Below are 17,315 nucleotides of genomic sequence, written 5' to 3'. Positions count from 1 at the left end.
CGACGAGGAGGCGACCATGGCGCGACCCCAGGCCCCGCGGGGCCACGGCCGCCGGCGCGTCATCGAGGCTGCCGTCGAGCTCTTCGCCGAGCACGGCGTCACCGGGACGTCGTTGCAGATGATCGCCGACCACCTCGGGGTCACCAAGGCGGCCGTCTACTACCAGTTCCACGCCAAGGAGGACATCGTCCTGGCCGTCCTCGAGGAGGCGCTCGTCGACATGACGGCCTTCGTCTCGGCCGCGGAGGCGGAGGCGACCCCCGACGCGGCCGCGACCGCAGCGCTGCGGGGACTCGTCGACCTCATGATCGGCCACCGCCAGGTCGTCGCCGCACTGATGCGCGACCCCGAGGTCGAGCGCATCATGGCCGGCCACGACGACCTCAACTCGCTCATCGGACGGCTGACCTCCCTGCTGCTCGGGCCCTCGCCCGACCTGCGCCGGCGGATCGCCGTCTCCGTCGTCGGGGCCGGCGTCGCCCAGGCCGGGATCGACCCGATGCTCGCCGACGTCGACGACGAGACGCTGCGCGCCGAGCTGCTCCGGCTCGGCCCGGCGATGCTCCCCCACGACTGAGGCCGGCGGCTCAGAGGTCGCTGAGGTCGACCGCGGTCAGGCCCCAGATGACGAGCACGTCGAGGGCGATGATGATGATCCCCCAGAGCGGGTAGTGCGGCAACCACAGGAAGTTCGCGAGTGCCGACAGCACCGCGAGCGCGACGCCGACCGACCGGGCCAGCAGGTTGCCGGTGAAGATGAAGCCGCCCGCGACGGCCGCCGCCAGGCCGATGACCATGTGGAACCAGCCCCACGCGGTCGCGTTGAAGGTGAAGACGTAGCTCGGCGTGCTGACGTAGAACTCGGGGCCGTTGACGACGGCGACGAGCCCCTCGACGAACTGGAACAGGCCCACGACGAGCATGATCGTCGCGGCGAAGGTGCTCGCGCCGGCGGCCCAGAGCGTGCGGGCACGGCGGGTGGGGGCGGTGGGACTGGCGCCTGCCATGGCGTCCTCCGTTCAGATTGCTTTCTCGCGGTCAGGATCGGGCGGATGCTGCTGGTGCTGAGGGCCGCTCAGGCGAAGACCCCCTCGCGCAGCTCCTCGCGCACACGCACCGCGTCCTGGATGGCCTGCATCTGCTCGTCCGTGCACTCGAGGTCGTAGACGTCGCGGATGAACTCAGGCAGGTCGGCCCGGTAGTCGTGGGCCCAGGCCCTGAAGGAGCCCGGCACCTGCGCGTTCTTCATGTCGATGAGCGTCTGGAAGAAGGTCGTCACGGGACGCCACCGCATCCCCGCGGGTATGCCGCGTGGCGACCGCAGCGGCACGTCCTCGCGGCGCGGTCGGTCGGGTCCCAGCCAGGCGGGTCTGCGGTTGAGCAGGTCGGGGCCGAACTTCGTCACGCCGTCGTTGTCGTGGCTGAGCAGCACGTAGCGCAGCCGGTCCCGGGTCTCCTGTCCGAGGGCGACGAGCTGCTCGTGGTCGTTGACGACGGTGACGAGGCTCGCGTCGACGTCGGGGCGCGGCGCCCCGGTGACCTCGTGCATCCACTTGCTGCCCCCCGGGGTGCCGATCCACAGGGCCCGGTCGATGCCGAGCGCCTGGGGCCCCAGGGTCCCCCAGCCGAGCAGCACGTCCTGGCTCGTGTGCGCACCGAGCGACTCGCCGAAGAGCACGACCTCGGGCCGCTCGTCCGGGGCCATGGCCCGCACTCGCTGGAGGATGTGCAACCACAGCAACCGGTTCTGCTCGCGCGCGTCGCGGACCTTGCCGAGCGACAGCGGCGACGGGCGCTTGGAGTACTGCATCGTGACGCTCGCGACGTCGCCGCGGGTGAGGTACTGGGCGGCGGCGATCGCGACGTAGTTGACGTAGCCCGTCCCGGTAGGTGACACGAGCATGAGCAGCGAGCGCGACCAGGCGTCGGTGCGGTCCATCTCGGCGATCGCGAGCTCGACGCGCTCGGTCGGGGTCGCCGCACTGTCGAGGCCGACGAAGACCTGCACGGGGTGCGCGCGGGCGGGCTCGCCCATCACCGTCGCGATCGACAGGTCCGGCGGGGTCCTGCCGTCCGGGAGCGCCAGCGGGTGCGCGACGGGTGCGGGGCGCACATAGGTGACGGCGTGCCGGCGGCCCTCCCGCCCCAAGGACTCCCACGACACGAGGCTCGCCGGGTCACCGCTCGTCATCGGGTCGGTCCAGACGCCGGGTGCCGCCTGCATCCACGGGTCCACCGTCGTCGTCACGGCCTCGATCCGCTGCATGACGCGCGTCCAGAGGGCGCTGACGGCGATGCCGGCGCCGGCCATGAAGGCGGCGTGCGAGACGAGCTGCCAGGCGAGCCCGGCGCCCGGTGTCTGCCCCGGGGCGAGCCGGCGCACCTGCTCGGCGGTCCACCGCTCGACCCAGCCTGCGCCGTAGAGCACCGCGAGGACGCCGCCGCCGGCTGCGAGCCCCCGGAGGGTGGGCACGTCGTCCGCGGTGTCGAGTCCGGCCTCCGAGCCGGACTCGCGCTGGACGCGCTCGATGAGGGCCGACGTGGCCAGACCCACGGGGATCGACAGCGGGAGGGCCGCGAGGCGCCCGTCGGCACCGACGGCGCGGTCGAGCCGACGCACCCCGGCCGTCGCCCCGATGAGCACCGATCCGCACAGGCCCGTGGCGCCCATCCGCCAGGCGCCCTGCCGCAGGAGGCCGTCCCTCGCCGTCGCGACGCCGCGCCGGTCGAGATACGCCGCGAGACCGAGTCCCAGCGGCGCCATGACCAGCTCGCACCCGAGGGCTGCCGCCGACCGGCGGCGTTCGACGGACCAGCTGTCCGGGAAGACGGCCCACGTGGCTGCGGCGCTCGCCACGACGTCGATGACGTCCTGGGAGGAGAGCGCGACGAGGTAGTGGGCGCCCGTCGACAAGCCGGTGATGATCCCCTGGTCCTGCCAGGAGCGCTTCGACAGCGACGGCGCGAGCGTCGACGGGGTGACGAAGGAGGCCATGACGAGGCCGACCTTCTGCCCGGTGTGGACGAAGTCCGACTGCTCCATGAGCCCTCCCCGGCACTGACCGGCTGCAGGTGGACCTGACGTCGCACCCGCCCACCTTCGAGCATGGTCACGTGGGGACTGGTTGCGCTCACCCCTCCAGGGTGATCTTCGGGCACGTCGGGCGGCCTTCTGCGCCAAGGGGTGCCCAAGGGGCGTCAGGCGTGAGCATCATGGATCCATGACTGCGAACGTCGAGGTCGACCCGCCCACCGCTCCGAGCTCCGTGCCTGCGGCGCTGACCCATCTGGAGTCCACGGACGGCCGGTCCTTCGTCGCCCGCGGGCCCGGGAGCGAGCGCCCGCTGCCGGGTGACTACCTCGAGCTCGACGGCGAGGACGGCATCCTCGCGTTCGTCGAGGAGGTCACGGACGAGGCGTCGGGCGCCGGCTTCGCCGCCACCGGCACGCTGGTGCAGGTCGGGAGTGGCTCCGGTTCGGGGCGACCCGCGGACTCCCCGCGGCACGAGGTGCCGGTCCGGCCGACCCGGCCCGACACCGTGCAGCGGCTGCTGTCGGGCGGCGACCCCCGGCTGCACCTCGGCCACCTCGCGGGCCAGGAGTCGGTGGGCGTCGCGCTCGTGCCCAACCGCCTCAACCGACACACGTTCTGGTGCGGGCAGAGCGGCTCCGGCAAGACGTACGCCCTCGGCGTGCTGCTCGAGCGGATCCTCCTGACGACCCGCCTCCCCATGGTCGTCTTCGACCCCAACAGCGACTTCGTGCGCCTCCACGAGCAGGCCGTCCAGGCCGGCGCGGAGGACGAGCACGCCGACGCACTCCATGACCGTGAGGTCGTCATCCTGCGGCCCGACGACGAGCAGAACCCGCTGCGGGTGCGCTTCACCGAGCTCACGTCCCGGGCCAAGGCCGCGGTCCTGCGTCTCGACCCGGTCGTCGACCGGGCCGAGTACAACGCCCTGCTGCGCCTCTTCGGAGGAGACTTCCAGACCGTGGACGCGGGCCAGATCGTCCCGTACCTGCGCTCGCTCGGCGATCCGGACGCCGAAGCCCTGGCGCAGCGCCTCGAGAACCTCGGTCTCACCGAGTGGACGAGGACCTGGGCGTTCGGCGCCACGGCGGTCACGGACGTCATCGAGCGCCGACCGGCCGCGACGGTCGTCGACCTGGGTGGCTACGACCGTCCCGAGGAGCAGCTCACCGTGGCGCTCGCCGTCCTCGACGACCTGTGGGCCCGGCGCACCGAACGCCGCCCCCTCCTCATCGTCGTCGACGAGGCGCACAACCTCTGCCCACCGGAGCCCGAGACCCCCCTCGGAGTCGCGGTGCGCGACCGGCTCATCCAGATCGCCGCGGAGGGCCGCAAGTACGGCCTCTGGCTGCTCCTGTCGACCCAGCGTCCCTCGAAGGTGCACCCGGGCGTCGTGTCCCAGTGCGACAACCTGACTCTGATGCGGATGAACTCGCGGGACGACCTCGACCAGCTGGCGTCGGTCTTCGGGTTCGTGCCTCGCGGGCTGCTCGCCCAGGCCGCCCGCTTCCGTCAGGGCGAGGCCCTGCTCGCAGGTGGCTTCGTCCCGATGCCGAGCGTGGTGCAGGTCCGTGGACGCATCACCCCGCAGGGCGGCACCGACGTCCCGGTGCCGATGCCCTGAGGGCTGGACTTCGGGCGCCGGTCCGGCACCGACGCGTCAGGCCGGCGGCGGAGGTGCCAGTGCCGGGAAGGCGATGGCCTCGCCCTCGATGCGCAGCCGGAGCTCGGTGCCCTTGGCGGCGATGAACGCGTTGGAGTGGCGGATGCTGATGATCTCGCCCTCTCGCGCGAGCGCCGACGTCTCACACCCGGGTTCGCGGCTCGAGGTCAGCTCCAGGCGGACCGTGCTCTCGGGACCGAAGTAGTCGGTGTCGACGACGACGCCGCGGATCGGACCGTGCTCGTCGACGCGGATCTGCTCCGGTCGGAGCATGAGCTGCACCCGGCCGCGGAGGGTCGTCGCCGCGAGCGGGACGGCCCCGAGCGAGCACGTCGCCGTGTCGCCGTCGACCCACGCCTCGAGCATCACGGCGTCGCCGAGGAACTCGGCCGTGGCCCGGTCGACGGGTCGCGTGTAGACCTCGAGGGGGCTGTCGACCTGCGCGAGCAGACCGTCGCGCATCACGGCGACCTGGTCGGCGAAGCTCAGGGCCTCGGCCTGGTCGTGGGTCACGAGGACGGTCGTGATGCCGGCGTCGTGCAGCACCTTGGCCACGGTGCGCCGGGTCGCGACCCGCAGACCCGCATCGAGGGCCGAGAAGGACTCGTCGAGGAGCATGAGCTCGGGTTCGCGGGCGAGGGCCCGCGCGAGCGCCACCCGCTGCTGCTGCCCGCCCGAGATCTCGTGGGGTCGCCGCGCCGCCAGTGCGCTGTCGAGCGAGACCATCTCGAGCAGCTCCACGACCCGCGCCTGCACGGCCTTGCGCCCCCCGGTGAGGTCGGAGGCGTCGATGCCGAAGGCGATGTTCTGCCCGACGGTGAGGTGCGGGAAGAGGGCGCCGTCCTGGGCGACGTAGCCGACGTCGCGGTGGTGCGCGGGCACCCAGGCATCCTCACCGGCGAGCGCGCGCCCGCTCAGGGTGACCGAGCCCGCGTCGGCGCGCTCGAAGCCGGCGATGAGCCGCAACAGGGTCGTCTTGCCCGAGCCCGACGGACCGACGATGGCCGTCGTGCTGCCCGGGTCGACCGACAGCGTGACGCCGCGCAGCACCTGCTGCGGGCCGAAGCTCTTCGTCAGTCCCGTGACCTCGAGACGGCCCCGGGCCGACGGGTCGTGGTAGTCGACCGCCGCGTGCGGGGAGGTCGACGGGGGTGTCGTGGTCATTGTCCGGCCGCTTTCTTCGACTGCTGGAAGAGCAGGTAGGTCATCGGCGCCGAGAGCACGACCATGAGCAGGGCGTACGGTGCGGCGCCGGCATAGTCGATCTCGCTGCTCTTGCCCCAGAACTCCGTCGCGAGGGTACGCGTGCCGTTCGGGGCGAGCAGGAGGGTCGCCGTCAGCTCGTTGACGATGGCGAGGAAGACGAGGGCCGCTCCCCCGGCCGCGGCCGGCGCCGTGAGCCGCAGCGTGACCCGGACGAAGGCACCGAGGGGACGCACCCCGAGCGCCTGCGCGGCCTCCTCGAGCTCCCGCGGCGCCTGCGCGAGCCCCGAGCGGAGGCTGACGAGGGCACGCGGCAGGAAGAGCAGCACGTAGGCAGCGACCAGGACGACGGCCGTCTGGTAGAACGCCGGCAGGAAGCGGATGCTCACGGTGACGAAGGCGAGGCCGACGACGATGCCGGGCATCGAGCTCGTGATGTAGTTGGACAGCTCGAGGGAGCGGGTGAACCAGCTCGGTCGCCGCACGGCGAGGAAGGCCATCGGGAAGGCGACGAGCGTCGTCGCCGCCGCACCGGCCACGCCGTAGAGCAGCGTCTGGAGCAGGGCCGGGACGAGCTCGTCGGACGCCCAGATCTCTGATCCGCCGAGCACGACCCACCGGAGGACGAACCACATCGGGACCCCGACGGCGAGCACGACGAGGAGCAGGAGCGCGAGCTGCGCCGGCACGTGGAGCCGGCGGAGCGGCATACGCCCCGGGGCCGCCTGCCCGCCGGAGCCGACGCGGGCGTAGCGCGCGGTGCCGCGGCTGCGGACCTCGGCGACGAGCAGCAGGAGACACAGGACGACGAGGACGCTGGCGAGCATGTTGCCGGCGGCGCCGTTGAAGGTCGACTGGTACTGCACCATGATCGCCGTCGTGAAGGTGTCGAAGCGGATCATCGCGAAGGCGCCGTACTCGGCGAGCAGGTGCAGTCCGACGAGCAGCGCGCCGCCCGTCATCGCGAGCCGCAGCTGGGGCAGCACGACCCGGCGGAAGACCTGCCACGGGCCGAGCCCGAGGGAGGCCGCGGACTCCTCGAGCGACGGGTCGAGGCGGCTCAGGGTCGCCGCGGCCGGGATGTAGACGAGCGGGAAGTACGACAGCACCGAGATGAGCACGCCCGACCACAGGCCGGCGAGCGACGGCACGGCGGACACCCAGCCGTAGCTGTTGACGAACGCGGGGATGGCGAGCGGCGCGGCCAGCGCGAGTGCCCAGAACCTGTTGCCGCGCAAGGCGGTCCGCTCGACGAGCCAGGCGCCACCGACGCCGAGGACGAGGCACAGCGGCACCGAGACGGCCATGAGCAGGATGGTGTTGAGCAGCAGCTCACCGACGCGCGCCCGGAAGATGAGACTGACCGCGGTGTCCCACCCGGTGGCGACCGTCATCGCGATCACGTAGCCGAGGGGCACGAGCGAGAAGAGCGCGATGAGCACGGCGATGACCGCGAGGGCGGGTGGTCGCCGACGCCCGGACGCCGGGCCCGGGCGGGTGCCCGGGCCCGGCGTGGGAGCCGTGCCGGTGCCGGTCGCGCGGTGCGCGCCGGGTGCGGTGAGGTCGGTGGTCACCCGAGAACTACAGCAGACCCGCCTTGGTCATCAGATCGGTGACCGTGGCGGAGTTGAGCTTGGCGGGGTCGACCGTCGGGGCCTGGAGGTCCTTCAGGGGCACGAGCGCCGGGTTGGAGGGCACGTCGGAGCCGATGGCGTACTCGAAGGAGGTGCCCTTCTGCAGCACCTCCTGCCCGGCCTTGCCGGTGACGAACTTCAGGAAGGACTGGGCGGCCGCGGCGTTCTTCGACGCCTTGAGCACGCCACCACCGGAGACGGAGACGAAGGCGCCCGGGTCCTCGTTCTTGAAGTAGTGGGTGCCGACGTTGGCCGAGTTCTCGCCGGTCTTCGCCTGGTCCCCGTAGTAGTAGTAGTGGTAGATCAGCGCGGTCTCGACCTCGCCGGAGTTGACCGCCTTCATCGCGGTGCTGTTGCCCTTGTAGGCCTTGGCGTTGGTCTTCATCGCGGTGAGCCAGTCGTTCGTCACGGTCTCGCCCTTGAGCTCGAGCAGCGCCGAGACGATGGCCTGGAAGTCGGCGCCCGACGGCGAGGCCGCCCAGCGGCCCTTCCACTCGGGCTTGGCGAGGTCGAGCATCGAGGCGGGGAGCTGGTTCTCCTGCAGCGTGCGCTTGTCGTAGACGAGGACCGTCGAGCGGGCCGCGATCCCGGTCCACTTGCCGGTGGACGGGCGGAACCCGGCCGGGACCTGGTCGAGGGTGGCCTTGTCGACATCGGCGAAGAGGCCGGCGTTCTCGACCTGGGTCATGGCGGGGCTGTTCTCGGTGAGGAAGACGTCGGCCGGCGACGCCGCGCCCTCCTGGACGATCTGGTTGGACATCTCCGAGTCGTCGCCGTTGCGGACGGTGACCTTGATGCCGGTCTGCTTCGTGAACGCGTCGACCCATTCCTTCGTCAGGCTCTCGTGCTGCGCGTTGTAGACGGTGATGCTGCCCGTTCCGTCGGTCGAGCCGCTGCCGGACGAGCCGGAGCCGCAGGCCGTCAGGGCGAGGGCGCCGACGGCCGCGAGCGCGACGCCGATGGTGGTGCGGGGGCGGGAGGTCATGTGAGCTGCCTTCGTGGATCCGGAGGGGCGCGCCGGTCCCGTCGGACGGCGCGCCTGAGTAGGTAAGCCTTACCTTACACACGGTTGGGAGTGCCTCCGTCCACCCCTGGGGCGCCCACTAGGCTCATCCCATGCGCCGGACCATCGTCTCCCTCGTCGACGACCTCGACGGCACCGAGGCCGCCGAGACCGTCACCTTCGGCATCGACGGGGACTCCTTCGAGATCGACCTCTCGGAGGCGAACGCCGACGCCCTCCGCTCGACGCTCGACGACTGGGTGGCCCGGGCTCGGCGGGCCGGGGACGAGCGCCGGACGCACACGGCGCCCGCGCGGTCGACGACGGTGCTGCCCGCGGTGGGCGAGTCCCGCAACGCGCTGATCCGGGCCTGGGCGGCCGAGACGGGACACCAGGCCCCCGCGCGTGGCCGGATCCCCCAGGCCGTGGTCACCGCGTACGACGACGCCCACCGCTAACCGCTCGTCCGGGCGGCCGGACCCCTGCGCTTCGCCAGCGGGCGGACCGTCGACCGCTAGGCCTGTGGACGGTCGTGGAACTCCTGCTCGGTCACCCGCTTGCCGTAGAGCCAGTACTGCACGGAGCCGTCCTCGGCCTCGACGGCCGGGCCGTCGAGCCGGTGCAGCCGCGCCGCGATGAAGTAGAGCGTGTCCCCGCGCGCGACGATCACCTTGTCGTAGCCGCCGGTGGGGTGTCGGGTTCCGCTTCTCCAGTCGGGCTGCGACGTCACGGTGCTGGGGTCTCCGGATCTGTGGGGTCGAACGGTCAGGGCGTGGGGTTCAGGTTACTGCGCCCCCTCGTCAGTGACTGTCGCGGCCGGACAGCTGGCGCGTCAGAGCGCCCCGCAGCTCGTCGAGCGGTTGGTCGGCGGCGAGCGCCTCGGTGACGAGCTCTGCCTGCGTCCGCGGCGACAGACCGTCGACCGGCTGGTCACGGTCGAGGTTCGTCGGGAACGCGTACCCCTCCGCGCTCGCGGCGACGACGTTGCCGATCTCCCGCGGCTGCATCCCGGCAGAGCGCGCAGCAACCAACGCCGGGTGGATCGCCTCGACGACCCGCGCCCGGTCGACGGTCTCCATCGCCCGGCCGAAGGCCGAGCTGACCTGCAGCAGGTTGGCCATCCGGCGCACGTCCGTCGTGTGGTTCGTGCCGGCGGCGTGGAGCAGAGCGGGGTTGAAGAAGACGGCGTCGCCGGCCGACAGCGGCAGCTGCACGTGGTGGGCCACGAAGTACGCCTGGAACTCCGGCTGCTGGTAGGCGACGTAGCCGTGCGTGTACTTCTGGCTGTGCGGCAGGTAGAGCGTCGGACCGGACTCGGCGGGCATGTCGACGTGCGCGACCGCGCCCTGCAGGGTCAGCGCCTGCGAGAGGACGTGCACGTGCGACGGGTAGCGGGCGCACGTCTCGGCGGACTGGAAGCCGAGGTGGTAGTCGCGATGCACCGTCTGCCCGGCGCCCCCGGGGTTGACGACGTTGAGCTGTGAGGTGACCTGGTAGCCCGGCCCGAGCCAGGCCTGCGCGGCGAGCGCGATGGCGTCGTTGGCGTAGTAGTCGACGAACGCCCCGGGGTCGGCCACGGCGAGCTTCTCGAGGGCGTTCCAGATGCGGTCGTTGGCGCCCGGCTTGGCGAAGTGGTCACCCGCCGCCGTGCCGCTCGCGCGCTGCTCGGCGATCATCCGCTCGAAGGCGGCGGTCGCCCGGTCGAGGGTCTCGGCCTCGAAAGCGCCTGCCAGGACGACGATTCCGGGGCCGTCGGAGAAGGCCCGCGTCAGCTCGGCCTGGACGTCACGCCGTGTCACGTCGTCCGCGGCCGTATGCCGCAGCGTGGCCCAGTCGTAGACGAGGACCTCCTGCTCGACGCGGGCTGCGTGCGGGTAGTCGGCGAGGTCGGTCCGCTCGGCGAGCACCTCGAGCAGGTCGGACAGCTGGGCGTCCTCGGGACGGATCCAGCCGGTGCGCGAGCTGGTCGGCGTGATGGTCATGGTGCCCTCCTCGGGCGGATCGACGGTGATCGGGGTCCGACCGTGCGCCGCCCGGAGCGGCGCTGGCCGTGCCTCAAGGATGCGGCCCACGGAGGGGGCGGCGACCTACCGGATGACCTCAGAAACACCTCAGACGCGTCCCCTGGGGACTACGCTCCGGGGATGGCCCAGCACCGCGCGCGGTCGCACCGCGTCCGCGACATCGCCGAGCAGTCGGGACTGTCGGAGGCGACGATCGACCGGGTGCTCCACGGCCGGGCTGGGGCGAGCGCGCGCGCCGTGCGCGCCGTCGAGCAGGCCGTGCTCGACCTCGATCGCCAGCAGACCCAGCTGCGCCTCGCGGCCCGCACGCTCCTGCTCGACGTCGTCGTCCAGGCGCCGACCCGATTCAGCACGGCGGTCCGGTCGGCGCTCGAGGACGAGCTGCCCGCGCTGCGCCCGGCCGCGGTCCGAGCGCGCTTCCACCTGCGTGAGAACGCCGACGTCGCGGCCGCCGTCGAGGTGCTCGACAGCCTCGGCCGGCGCGGGCGCGTCTGCCACGGCGTCGTGCTCAAGGCGCCGGACGACCCGGCCGTGGCCGCGGCCGTGGGCCGCCTCGCCGACCGCGGCATCCCCGTCGTCACGCTCGTCACCGACGTCCGCGACAGCGCTCGGGTGGCGTACGTGGGGCTCGACAACGCCGCGGCCGGCGCCACCGCCGCCTATCTCGTGTCCCAGGTGCTCGGCGACCGGCCCGGTGACGTGCTGCTGAGCCTCAGCCGGTCGTTCTTCTTCGGCGAGCGGGAGCGGGCCGAGGCGTTCACGGTCGCCCTCGGTCGTCTGGCACCCGACCGGCGCGTCCACACGATCACGGACAGCGACGGGCTCGACGCGACGATGTCCGCGCTCGTCTCCGACGTGCTCCGGTCGGAGCCGGAGGTGCGCGCCGCCTACTCGGTCGGCGGCGGCAACCGGGCCATCTCGGCGGCCTTCGTCGCGGCGGGCCGGCCGCCCGGTGTCTTCATCGGCCACGACCTCGACGAGGACAACCTCGACCTGCTGCGCTCCGGGGTGCTCACCGCCGTGCTCCACCACGACCTCCACGCCGACATGCGGGCCGGCGTCCGTCAGGTCATGCGTGCCCACCGCCTCGTGCCCGGGGCACCCACGTCGGTCGCGGCCAACGTCGAGGTCGTGACGGCATACAACATCCCCCCGCGCATCCACGCGCACTGACGCCCGACCCGTTCGGCTGAGGTCTTTTTGACGGGTCCGAACGGTGCCGTGCGGCCGCCCTGTCCCGCACGCTGAGGTCATCAACCGGGACCACGACGTCCTCGGTCGCCTCGGCGGACCGGGTGCCGTCGCACCCACACCCCGCCCCCAGGAGATCCCATGCGTCTCGGCCTCATCGGTCTCGGCAGGATCGGCTCGTTCCACGCCGACACCCTGTCCCAGCTTCCCGATGTCGACTCCCTCGTCGTCACCGACGTCGTGGCGGAGGTGACGAGGGCCGTGGCGGATCGAGTCGGCGCCGACGTCGCGGAGTCACCCGCGAGCCTGCTTGGCGATGGCGTCGACGCCATCGTCATCGCCGCCGCCACCGACGCGCACACGGAGCTGATCCGGGCCGGAGTCGATGCCGGCGTGCCCGTCTTCTGCGAGAAGCCGCTGTCGGCCGACCTCGCCGAGGCGGCGGCGATCGCCCGCTACGTCACGGAGCACGGTGCCGGGGTCCAGGTCGGCTACCCGCGCCGCTTCGACCCGGCCTTCAGCGCTGCCCGCCAGGCCGTGGAGGCCGGGGAGCTCGGGTGGGTCCACACGGTGCGGTCGACGACCTTGGACCCGGCCCCCGCTCCCCGCGCCTACATCGAGACCTCCGGCGGCATCTTCCGCGACTGCAGCGTGCACGACTTCGACACCGTCCGATGGGTCACCGGCCGGGAGGTCGTCGAGGTCTACGCCACCGGGAGCGCCCGGGGCGCGGACGTCTTCGCCGAGCTCGGCGACGTCGCCACCGCGGCGACCCTGCTGACCTTCGACGACGGAGCGACGGCGGTCGTGTCGAACACCCGCTACAACCCCCGCGGCTACGACGTGCGCCTCGAGCTGCACGGGACCGCGGACAGCGTCGCCGCCGGATGGAGCGACACGACTCCCCTGCGCAACCTCGAGCCGGGAGCCACCTGGCCCTCCGGACCGCCGGCCACCTTCTTCATGGACCGGCTCACCGCCGCCTTCCGCGCCGAGCTGCAGGCGTTCACCGACGTCGTCGCCGGGCGACGCACCTCGCCGTGCACCGTCGACGACGCCCTCGCCGTGGCCTACATCGCCGAGGCCGCCACCCTGTCGCTGCATGAGCACCGCCCGGTGCGGATCGACGAGGTCCGGCTCCCATGATCGGCTCGGACGACGAGGGACTCGCGACGGAGCCGCTCCGCGTCGGCGTCCTCGGGGCGGCACGCATCACCGAGTTCGCCCTCGTCAAACCCTCGAGGATCACCGGTGCCCGACTCGTCGCCGTCGCCGCTCGCGATCGCTCCAGGGCCGAAGCGTTCGCCGGCGCCCACGGCGTCGAACGCGTCCACGACTCCTACCTCGACGTCATCGAGGACCCCGAGGTCGAGGTGGTCTACAACCCGCTCGCCAACAGCCTGCACGGCCCGTGGAACATCGCCGCGCTGGCCGCGGGGAAGCACGTCTTCACCGAGAAGCCCTCCGCGAGCAACGTCACCGAGGCCGAGACGGTCGCCACGGCCGCCCGGCTGAGCGGGCAGCAGTTCTTCGAGGGGTTCCGCTACCTCTGGCACCCGCTCGTCTCGCGGCTCCACGAGATCCTGGCGAGCGGCGAGCTCGGCGAGCTGCGTCACGTCGAGACCGTCATGGACATGCCGGCGCCCGCCGCCTCCGACCCCCGATGGTCCCTCGAGCTGAGCGGCGGAGCGCTCATGGACCTCGGCTGCTACAGCCTGCACACGATGCGCCTGCTCGCCCCGTATGCGGGCGGCGAGCCCACCCTGGTCGGCGCCACGGGCGGCGAGCGCGCCGGCCACCCCGGCGTCGACGAGTGGCTGACCACGGAGCTGGCATTTCCCAGCGGCGTCACCGGGACGGCCGGCTGCACCATGGCCAGCGACCACCACGAGATGAGCCACCGGCTCGTGGGGACCGCGGGCGAGGCCGTCATCACCGACTTCGTCAACCCGCACGACGACGACCGCCTCGTCGTCACCACCGCCGCCGGCACCCGCACCGAGCGCCTGGGTCGACGGTCGTCGTACACCTACCAGCTCGAGGCGCTGACGACTGCGATCCGCACGGGAACCCCGGCCCGCACCGACGCCGACGACGCCGTGCTGACGATGCGACTCATCGACCAGTGCTACGACGCCGTCGGTCTCGGCCCCCGGCCCGCGCACGCCGACGTCGCGAAGGACCTCCGATGACGACTGCTCCGGCACCCGACGAGCTGCTCGCCACCTGCTGGAGCAGCGCCGGCGACGCCGCCTCCGACCGCGCCGACCTGCGGAGTCCGCTCTCCCTGCGCGAGCGGGTCGAGGCCGCGTCAGCGGCCGGCTTCCGAGGCTTCGGCCTGCTGTCCGACGACCTCCCGGCGGCCGTGACGGCATACGGCCTCACCGGGATCCGCGACCTGCTCGCCGACAACGGGATCACTCACCTCGAGCTCGAGGGCATCCCCTGGTGGTGGGACGTCGGAGCCCACGAGCAGGAGTCCTGTCGCGTCCGGCACGCCCTGCTCGAGGCGGCGGAGGTGCTGGGCGCCCGGCACCTCAAGGTCACCCCCGACGGGGACGACGGGCCGTGGGACCGCGGACTCTGGGCCGCCCGGTTCGCCGAGCTCGCAGCCCAGGCCCACGACGTGGGCGCGCGGCTCGGGATCGAGTTCTTCCCGTGGTCGAACGTCGCGTCGCTGGCCGAGGGCCTGCAGCTCGTCACGGCGGCCGGCCATCCGGCGGGCGGCGTCATCATCGACACCTGGCACGTCGCACGGGCCGGCACCCCTCCCGCGGACCTCGCAGCGGTGCCGCTCGAGCGCATCATCGGCGTCGAGCTGAACGACGCGGACGAGTGCGTGGTGGGCACGCTCTTCGAGGACACCGTGCACCGCCGGCGCTACTGCGGGGAGGGCGACTTCGACCTCACGGCGATGATCACCGCCCTGCGGAGCGCCGGCTGGACCGGACCGTGGGGTGTCGAGATCCTCTCCGACGAGCACCGGACCCAACCGGTGGGTGAGGCGCTTCGACGGGCGGCCACGAGCGCCCGCCACGCGCTCGAGACGGCACCGGCGCTGACGTCGTGAACCGGCTCACCGGGTGGCACGGGCCACCCGGTGAGCCGGCAGCGGAACGAGCCCTCGGCGCCCACTCACGGTGGCGGAGCGCGCTCCCGGCCACGGTCGACGGGACCGCCGTCCCGCCGCACGGCGCGTTGCGTCGCCACGCGGCGGCCCTCCTCGAGGCGCGTGCGCTCGCGAGGAGCAGCTCCGGGGTGGTCGGGTCGGGAGGACGTGCCGACGGGCGGCCACCCGGCGCTGACGATCGCGTCGAACTCGGCACGCAGCAGCTCGTCGTCGTCGCAGACGAGTGCCATGAAGACCTCGTCGACGTCGGCGACCGCCTCGGTGCGTGTGTCCATGACCGCCACGTCCCCTCAGGCGGTGATGGTCTTCCGGTCGTCGGCGTCGTGCGAGATCGCGATCCTGCGCGGCTTGGCGCGCTCAGCCACCGGGATCGCGAGCCGCAGCACGCCGGCGTCGTAGCTCGCGCGGATGTGCTCGGTGTCGAGGCTGTCGCCCAGCACGAGCTGGCGGCTGAACACGCCACGCGGCCGCTCGGCGGCGACGAGGTCGGCATCGCTCGCGCGGGTGGGACGCTCGGCCTTGACCGTCACGACGTTGCGCTCGACGTCGAGGTCGATGGACTGCGGGTCGACGCCCGGCAGGTCCAGCTCGACGTGGAAGGTGTCTCCGTCTCGCCAGGCGTCCATCGGCATGGCCGAGGGCCTGGCCAGCGTGCCGCTGGTCCCGAGGGCGAGCTGGGCCACCCGGTCGAGGTCCCGGAAGGTCTCACGGAAGGGGTCAGTGCGCATCAGCATCGTCGTCACCTCCATCATGTCCAGATGCTCCATGGTGGCCACGACCGCATCTCACACGTCGTGGCATGCGCTGTAGGAATGTTGTAGCACCGACGAGTTCGTTTGTGCAAGAGCGTGATTCGCAGAATTCTCTGATTCGTTCCCTGATCGCCGCGACACGGCCCTCGCAGGTCGTCCTGCCCCGGCGGCAGCCTGGTCCGCCCGGGCGGCATCCGCGCGCTGGGCAGCGACTTGGCCTCGGCGCCGAAGCAGGCGACGATGTCGCCATGGCGAAGTCTGGGGGTGGTCCGCGGTTCTTCAAGCGCCGCGGTGACGAGCTCACGGTCAAGGACGGCGAGGGCAACAAGCACCAGGCGACGCTCGAACGCGTCGACGCCGACTCGACGCAGGAGGACGGCTCGTTCGTGCTGGGCTACTGCAAGAGCTGCGACTGGACGGGCCCGGCCCGTCGGGCCCGGGACAAGGCCCGCAAGGACGCGCTCGCGCACTCCGACGAGTGCCCGAGCAAGGGCAAGGTCCGGCTCGGCGTCAGCGAGAACGACCCCCGGTAGGACCTCGCCGGCATCACCCGCGGTGCGTCGACCGTCGCGACCACCTCGTCGGAGCCTTGGCGGCGTGCAGACTGGTGGGCGTCACTCGGGGCTGGCCGGGCTGTGGAGCTCGCCGGTCTCCGCAAGTGTGAGCGCGACCCTGTGAAGCTTTTCGTTCAGCTGGTTCGACGCCTGACGCAATGCGTCGAAGGCGTCCTCGGGAGTGAGCTTGAGCCGCTCCATGAGGATTCCCTTGGCCTGGCCGATGACATCCCGGTTCAGCAGTGCCTTGTGCAGGTTCTCGGCCACATCCGCAAGGCCGTCTCGCTCGCGGACCACCCTTGACGCCATCGAGGCGTGCGCCGCCAGGATCAGCCCGATCTGCTGCGCTTCCTCGCTGAACGCATCCGGCTCGGCGCCATAGGTGTTCAGCGAGGCTCCGCTGCTCCGTGCTGCCTGACTCACCGTTGCCAAGCGATACGACGCGGCCGAGTGCGCGCCCAGATCAGCCGGACGCGACGAGAGCGTGGGCCAGCGGTTGTCAGGGAATGACTTCGCGTAGACGATCGGCGCGGCCATGGCATCCAGGCACGGGCCCTCTCGCGCGTCGTACTGCGCCTGGTCGACGGCCGACGCACTCGCGTCCGTCGTCGAGGCCGTGCGATAGGTCCCGCCCTCACCGACCGTGACGCTGGCCATCTGGCACCCTGCGACCGTGCTGACTGCCGTCTCTGCGATGCGCAGGAGGATCGCGTCGTATGAGTCGGCTGCATAGAGGTTCTCGGCGATGTCGGCGAAAGCTGAGGCCAGGCGCGTCGTGGGGGTGGCCTCCAACCGTCGATCCGTGGCATCCTCCCGCGCTCCAGCCGCGGCATGTCTCTCGGCCCTTGACCCGTCTCGGTCCTGGCGGGCCCGTTCGCGGGCGTCCGCATCGTCCCGATTCGTCACTGCCCCAGCGGAGTCGCGTGGCACACCCAGCTAGGCCTCTTTGGCGGCCAGCTCCCGTTCCCGCTGGTCCAGCGCTCGTTCTCGCGCGTCGGCCTTCAGGTCTCGCACGTCGCCGGCCACGTCTCGCTCATCAGCGACCTCGTCACGGCGGTCACCGACGAAGTCGCGCTTCTCAGCGGCCCAGCGACGCTCAACATCGACTGACTGGGCATCCATCGGGTCGC

Annotated in this window: 19 protein-coding genes; 8 read left to right on the top strand and 11 right to left on the bottom strand. The window is 72.2% G+C overall.

The genetic code is table 11. From position 1 onward, the window contains the following. The first annotated feature begins 16 nt into the window (after nt 1-16). The gene (locus AC1DW8_RS02225) at nt 17-577 is read left to right on the top strand and encodes a TetR/AcrR family transcriptional regulator (RefSeq protein WP_056771379.1); all 561 of its coding nucleotides are present in this window, start codon (nt 17-19) and stop codon (nt 575-577) included. A gap of 10 nt (nt 578-587) precedes the next feature. Here AC1DW8_RS02225 and AC1DW8_RS02220 read toward each other — a convergent pair whose 3' ends face one another. Next, nucleotides 588-1,007 (bottom strand): DUF7144 family membrane protein, encoded by a 420-nt coding sequence (locus AC1DW8_RS02220; protein ID WP_056822259.1) that lies wholly within the window; start codon nt 1,005-1,007, stop codon nt 588-590. A 68-nt stretch (nt 1,008-1,075) separates the two neighbouring features. Then, nucleotides 1,076-3,043 carry an alpha/beta-hydrolase family protein gene (locus tag AC1DW8_RS02215; protein WP_056822262.1) on the bottom strand — a complete coding sequence of 656 codons (1,968 nt, stop codon included), beginning with the start codon at nt 3,041-3,043 and terminating at the stop codon, nt 1,076-1,078. A gap of 178 nt (nt 3,044-3,221) precedes the next feature. Between AC1DW8_RS02215 and AC1DW8_RS02210 the strand changes: the two genes are divergently transcribed. Further along, a complete protein-coding gene (locus tag AC1DW8_RS02210) occupies nt 3,222-4,655 on the top strand; it encodes an ATP-binding protein (RefSeq protein WP_478091541.1) in 1,434 nt (477 codons plus the stop codon). A gap of 36 nt (nt 4,656-4,691) precedes the next feature. Here AC1DW8_RS02210 and AC1DW8_RS02205 read toward each other — a convergent pair whose 3' ends face one another. From AC1DW8_RS02205 to AC1DW8_RS02195, 3 genes are read right to left on the bottom strand one after another with little or no spacing between them, the layout of a single operon-like run. Next, entirely contained in the window at nt 4,692-5,858 is a 1,167-nt protein-coding gene (locus tag AC1DW8_RS02205) for an ABC transporter ATP-binding protein (protein WP_478091539.1), read from the bottom strand. Further along, complete coding sequence (locus tag AC1DW8_RS02200; protein ID WP_478091537.1) at nt 5,855-7,471, bottom strand: ABC transporter permease; 1,617 nt, start codon at nt 7,469-7,471, stop codon at nt 5,855-5,857. Before AC1DW8_RS02200 ends, AC1DW8_RS02205 begins: the two co-directional genes overlap by 4 nt. 7 nt (nt 7,472-7,478) lie before the next feature. Further along, complete coding sequence (locus tag AC1DW8_RS02195) at nt 7,479-8,516, bottom strand: iron ABC transporter substrate-binding protein (RefSeq protein WP_056771391.1); 1,038 nt, start codon at nt 8,514-8,516, stop codon at nt 7,479-7,481. A 131-nt stretch (nt 8,517-8,647) separates the two neighbouring features. Between AC1DW8_RS02195 and AC1DW8_RS02190 the strand changes: the two genes are divergently transcribed. Further along, a complete protein-coding gene (locus AC1DW8_RS02190) occupies nt 8,648-8,992 on the top strand; it encodes a histone-like nucleoid-structuring protein Lsr2 (RefSeq protein ID WP_056771393.1) in 345 nt (114 codons plus the stop codon). Nucleotides 8,993-9,048: 56 nt separating this feature from the next. Here the strand turns inward: AC1DW8_RS02190 and AC1DW8_RS02185 are convergent, their stop codons facing one another. Both AC1DW8_RS02185 and AC1DW8_RS02180 read right to left on the bottom strand, forming a co-directional pair. Continuing rightward, the gene (locus AC1DW8_RS02185) at nt 9,049-9,264 is read right to left on the bottom strand and encodes a hypothetical protein (RefSeq protein WP_056771396.1); all 216 of its coding nucleotides are present in this window, start codon (nt 9,262-9,264) and stop codon (nt 9,049-9,051) included. Between the two features lie 70 nt (nt 9,265-9,334). Next, nucleotides 9,335-10,516 carry a phytanoyl-CoA dioxygenase family protein gene (locus AC1DW8_RS02180; protein ID WP_478091534.1) on the bottom strand — a complete coding sequence of 394 codons (1,182 nt, stop codon included), beginning with the start codon at nt 10,514-10,516 and terminating at the stop codon, nt 9,335-9,337. A gap of 162 nt (nt 10,517-10,678) precedes the next feature. Between AC1DW8_RS02180 and AC1DW8_RS02175 the strand changes: the two genes are divergently transcribed. The 4 genes from AC1DW8_RS02175 to AC1DW8_RS02160 all read left to right on the top strand — a co-directional run bounded on the left by AC1DW8_RS02175 (nt 10,679) and on the right by AC1DW8_RS02160 (nt 14,819). Next, nucleotides 10,679-11,731 (top strand): LacI family DNA-binding transcriptional regulator, encoded by a 1,053-nt coding sequence (locus AC1DW8_RS02175; RefSeq protein ID WP_056771399.1) that lies wholly within the window; start codon nt 10,679-10,681, stop codon nt 11,729-11,731. 159 nt (nt 11,732-11,890) lie between these two features. Beyond that, nucleotides 11,891-12,895, top strand: a complete 1,005-nt coding sequence (locus tag AC1DW8_RS02170) for a Gfo/Idh/MocA family protein (protein WP_056771402.1) — start codon at nt 11,891-11,893, stop codon at nt 12,893-12,895. Further along, nucleotides 12,892-13,941: a Gfo/Idh/MocA family protein gene (locus AC1DW8_RS02165; RefSeq protein WP_478091531.1), complete on the top strand. Its 1,050-nt coding sequence runs from the start codon at nt 12,892-12,894 to the stop codon at nt 13,939-13,941. Before AC1DW8_RS02170 ends, AC1DW8_RS02165 begins: the two co-directional genes overlap by 4 nt. After that, complete coding sequence (locus AC1DW8_RS02160; protein WP_478091529.1) at nt 13,938-14,819, top strand: sugar phosphate isomerase/epimerase family protein; 882 nt, start codon at nt 13,938-13,940, stop codon at nt 14,817-14,819. The genes AC1DW8_RS02165 and AC1DW8_RS02160 overlap by 4 nt, the downstream gene beginning before the upstream one ends. 65 nt (nt 14,820-14,884) lie before the next feature. Here the strand turns inward: AC1DW8_RS02160 and AC1DW8_RS02155 are convergent, their stop codons facing one another. Together AC1DW8_RS02155 and AC1DW8_RS02150 are read right to left on the bottom strand one after the other, a co-directional pair. After that, complete coding sequence (locus AC1DW8_RS02155) at nt 14,885-15,154, bottom strand: hypothetical protein (protein ID WP_156415399.1); 270 nt, start codon at nt 15,152-15,154, stop codon at nt 14,885-14,887. A gap of 15 nt (nt 15,155-15,169) precedes the next feature. Continuing rightward, the gene (locus AC1DW8_RS02150; protein ID WP_056772665.1) at nt 15,170-15,613 is read right to left on the bottom strand and encodes an Hsp20/alpha crystallin family protein; all 444 of its coding nucleotides are present in this window, start codon (nt 15,611-15,613) and stop codon (nt 15,170-15,172) included. 266 nt (nt 15,614-15,879) lie between these two features. On the opposite strand from AC1DW8_RS02150, the gene AC1DW8_RS02145 reads away from it, so the two are divergent. Further along, nucleotides 15,880-16,164, top strand: coding sequence for a hypothetical protein (locus tag AC1DW8_RS02145; RefSeq protein WP_056771413.1), 285 nt, complete (start codon nt 15,880-15,882; stop codon nt 16,162-16,164). A gap of 81 nt (nt 16,165-16,245) precedes the next feature. Here the strand turns inward: AC1DW8_RS02145 and AC1DW8_RS02140 are convergent, their stop codons facing one another. Beyond that, nucleotides 16,246-16,977 carry an ANTAR domain-containing protein gene (locus tag AC1DW8_RS02140; protein WP_478091526.1) on the bottom strand — a complete coding sequence of 244 codons (732 nt, stop codon included), beginning with the start codon at nt 16,975-16,977 and terminating at the stop codon, nt 16,246-16,248. 144 nt (nt 16,978-17,121) lie between these two features. Beyond that, nucleotides 17,122-17,307 carry a hypothetical protein gene (locus AC1DW8_RS02135; protein ID WP_478091524.1) on the bottom strand — a complete coding sequence of 62 codons (186 nt, stop codon included), beginning with the start codon at nt 17,305-17,307 and terminating at the stop codon, nt 17,122-17,124. Between the last annotated feature and the right edge of the window lie 8 nt (nt 17,308-17,315).

Source organism: Terrabacter sp. P2_E3 (assembly GCF_056403915.1).
This window is presented reverse-complemented; position numbering and strand designations above follow the sequence as displayed.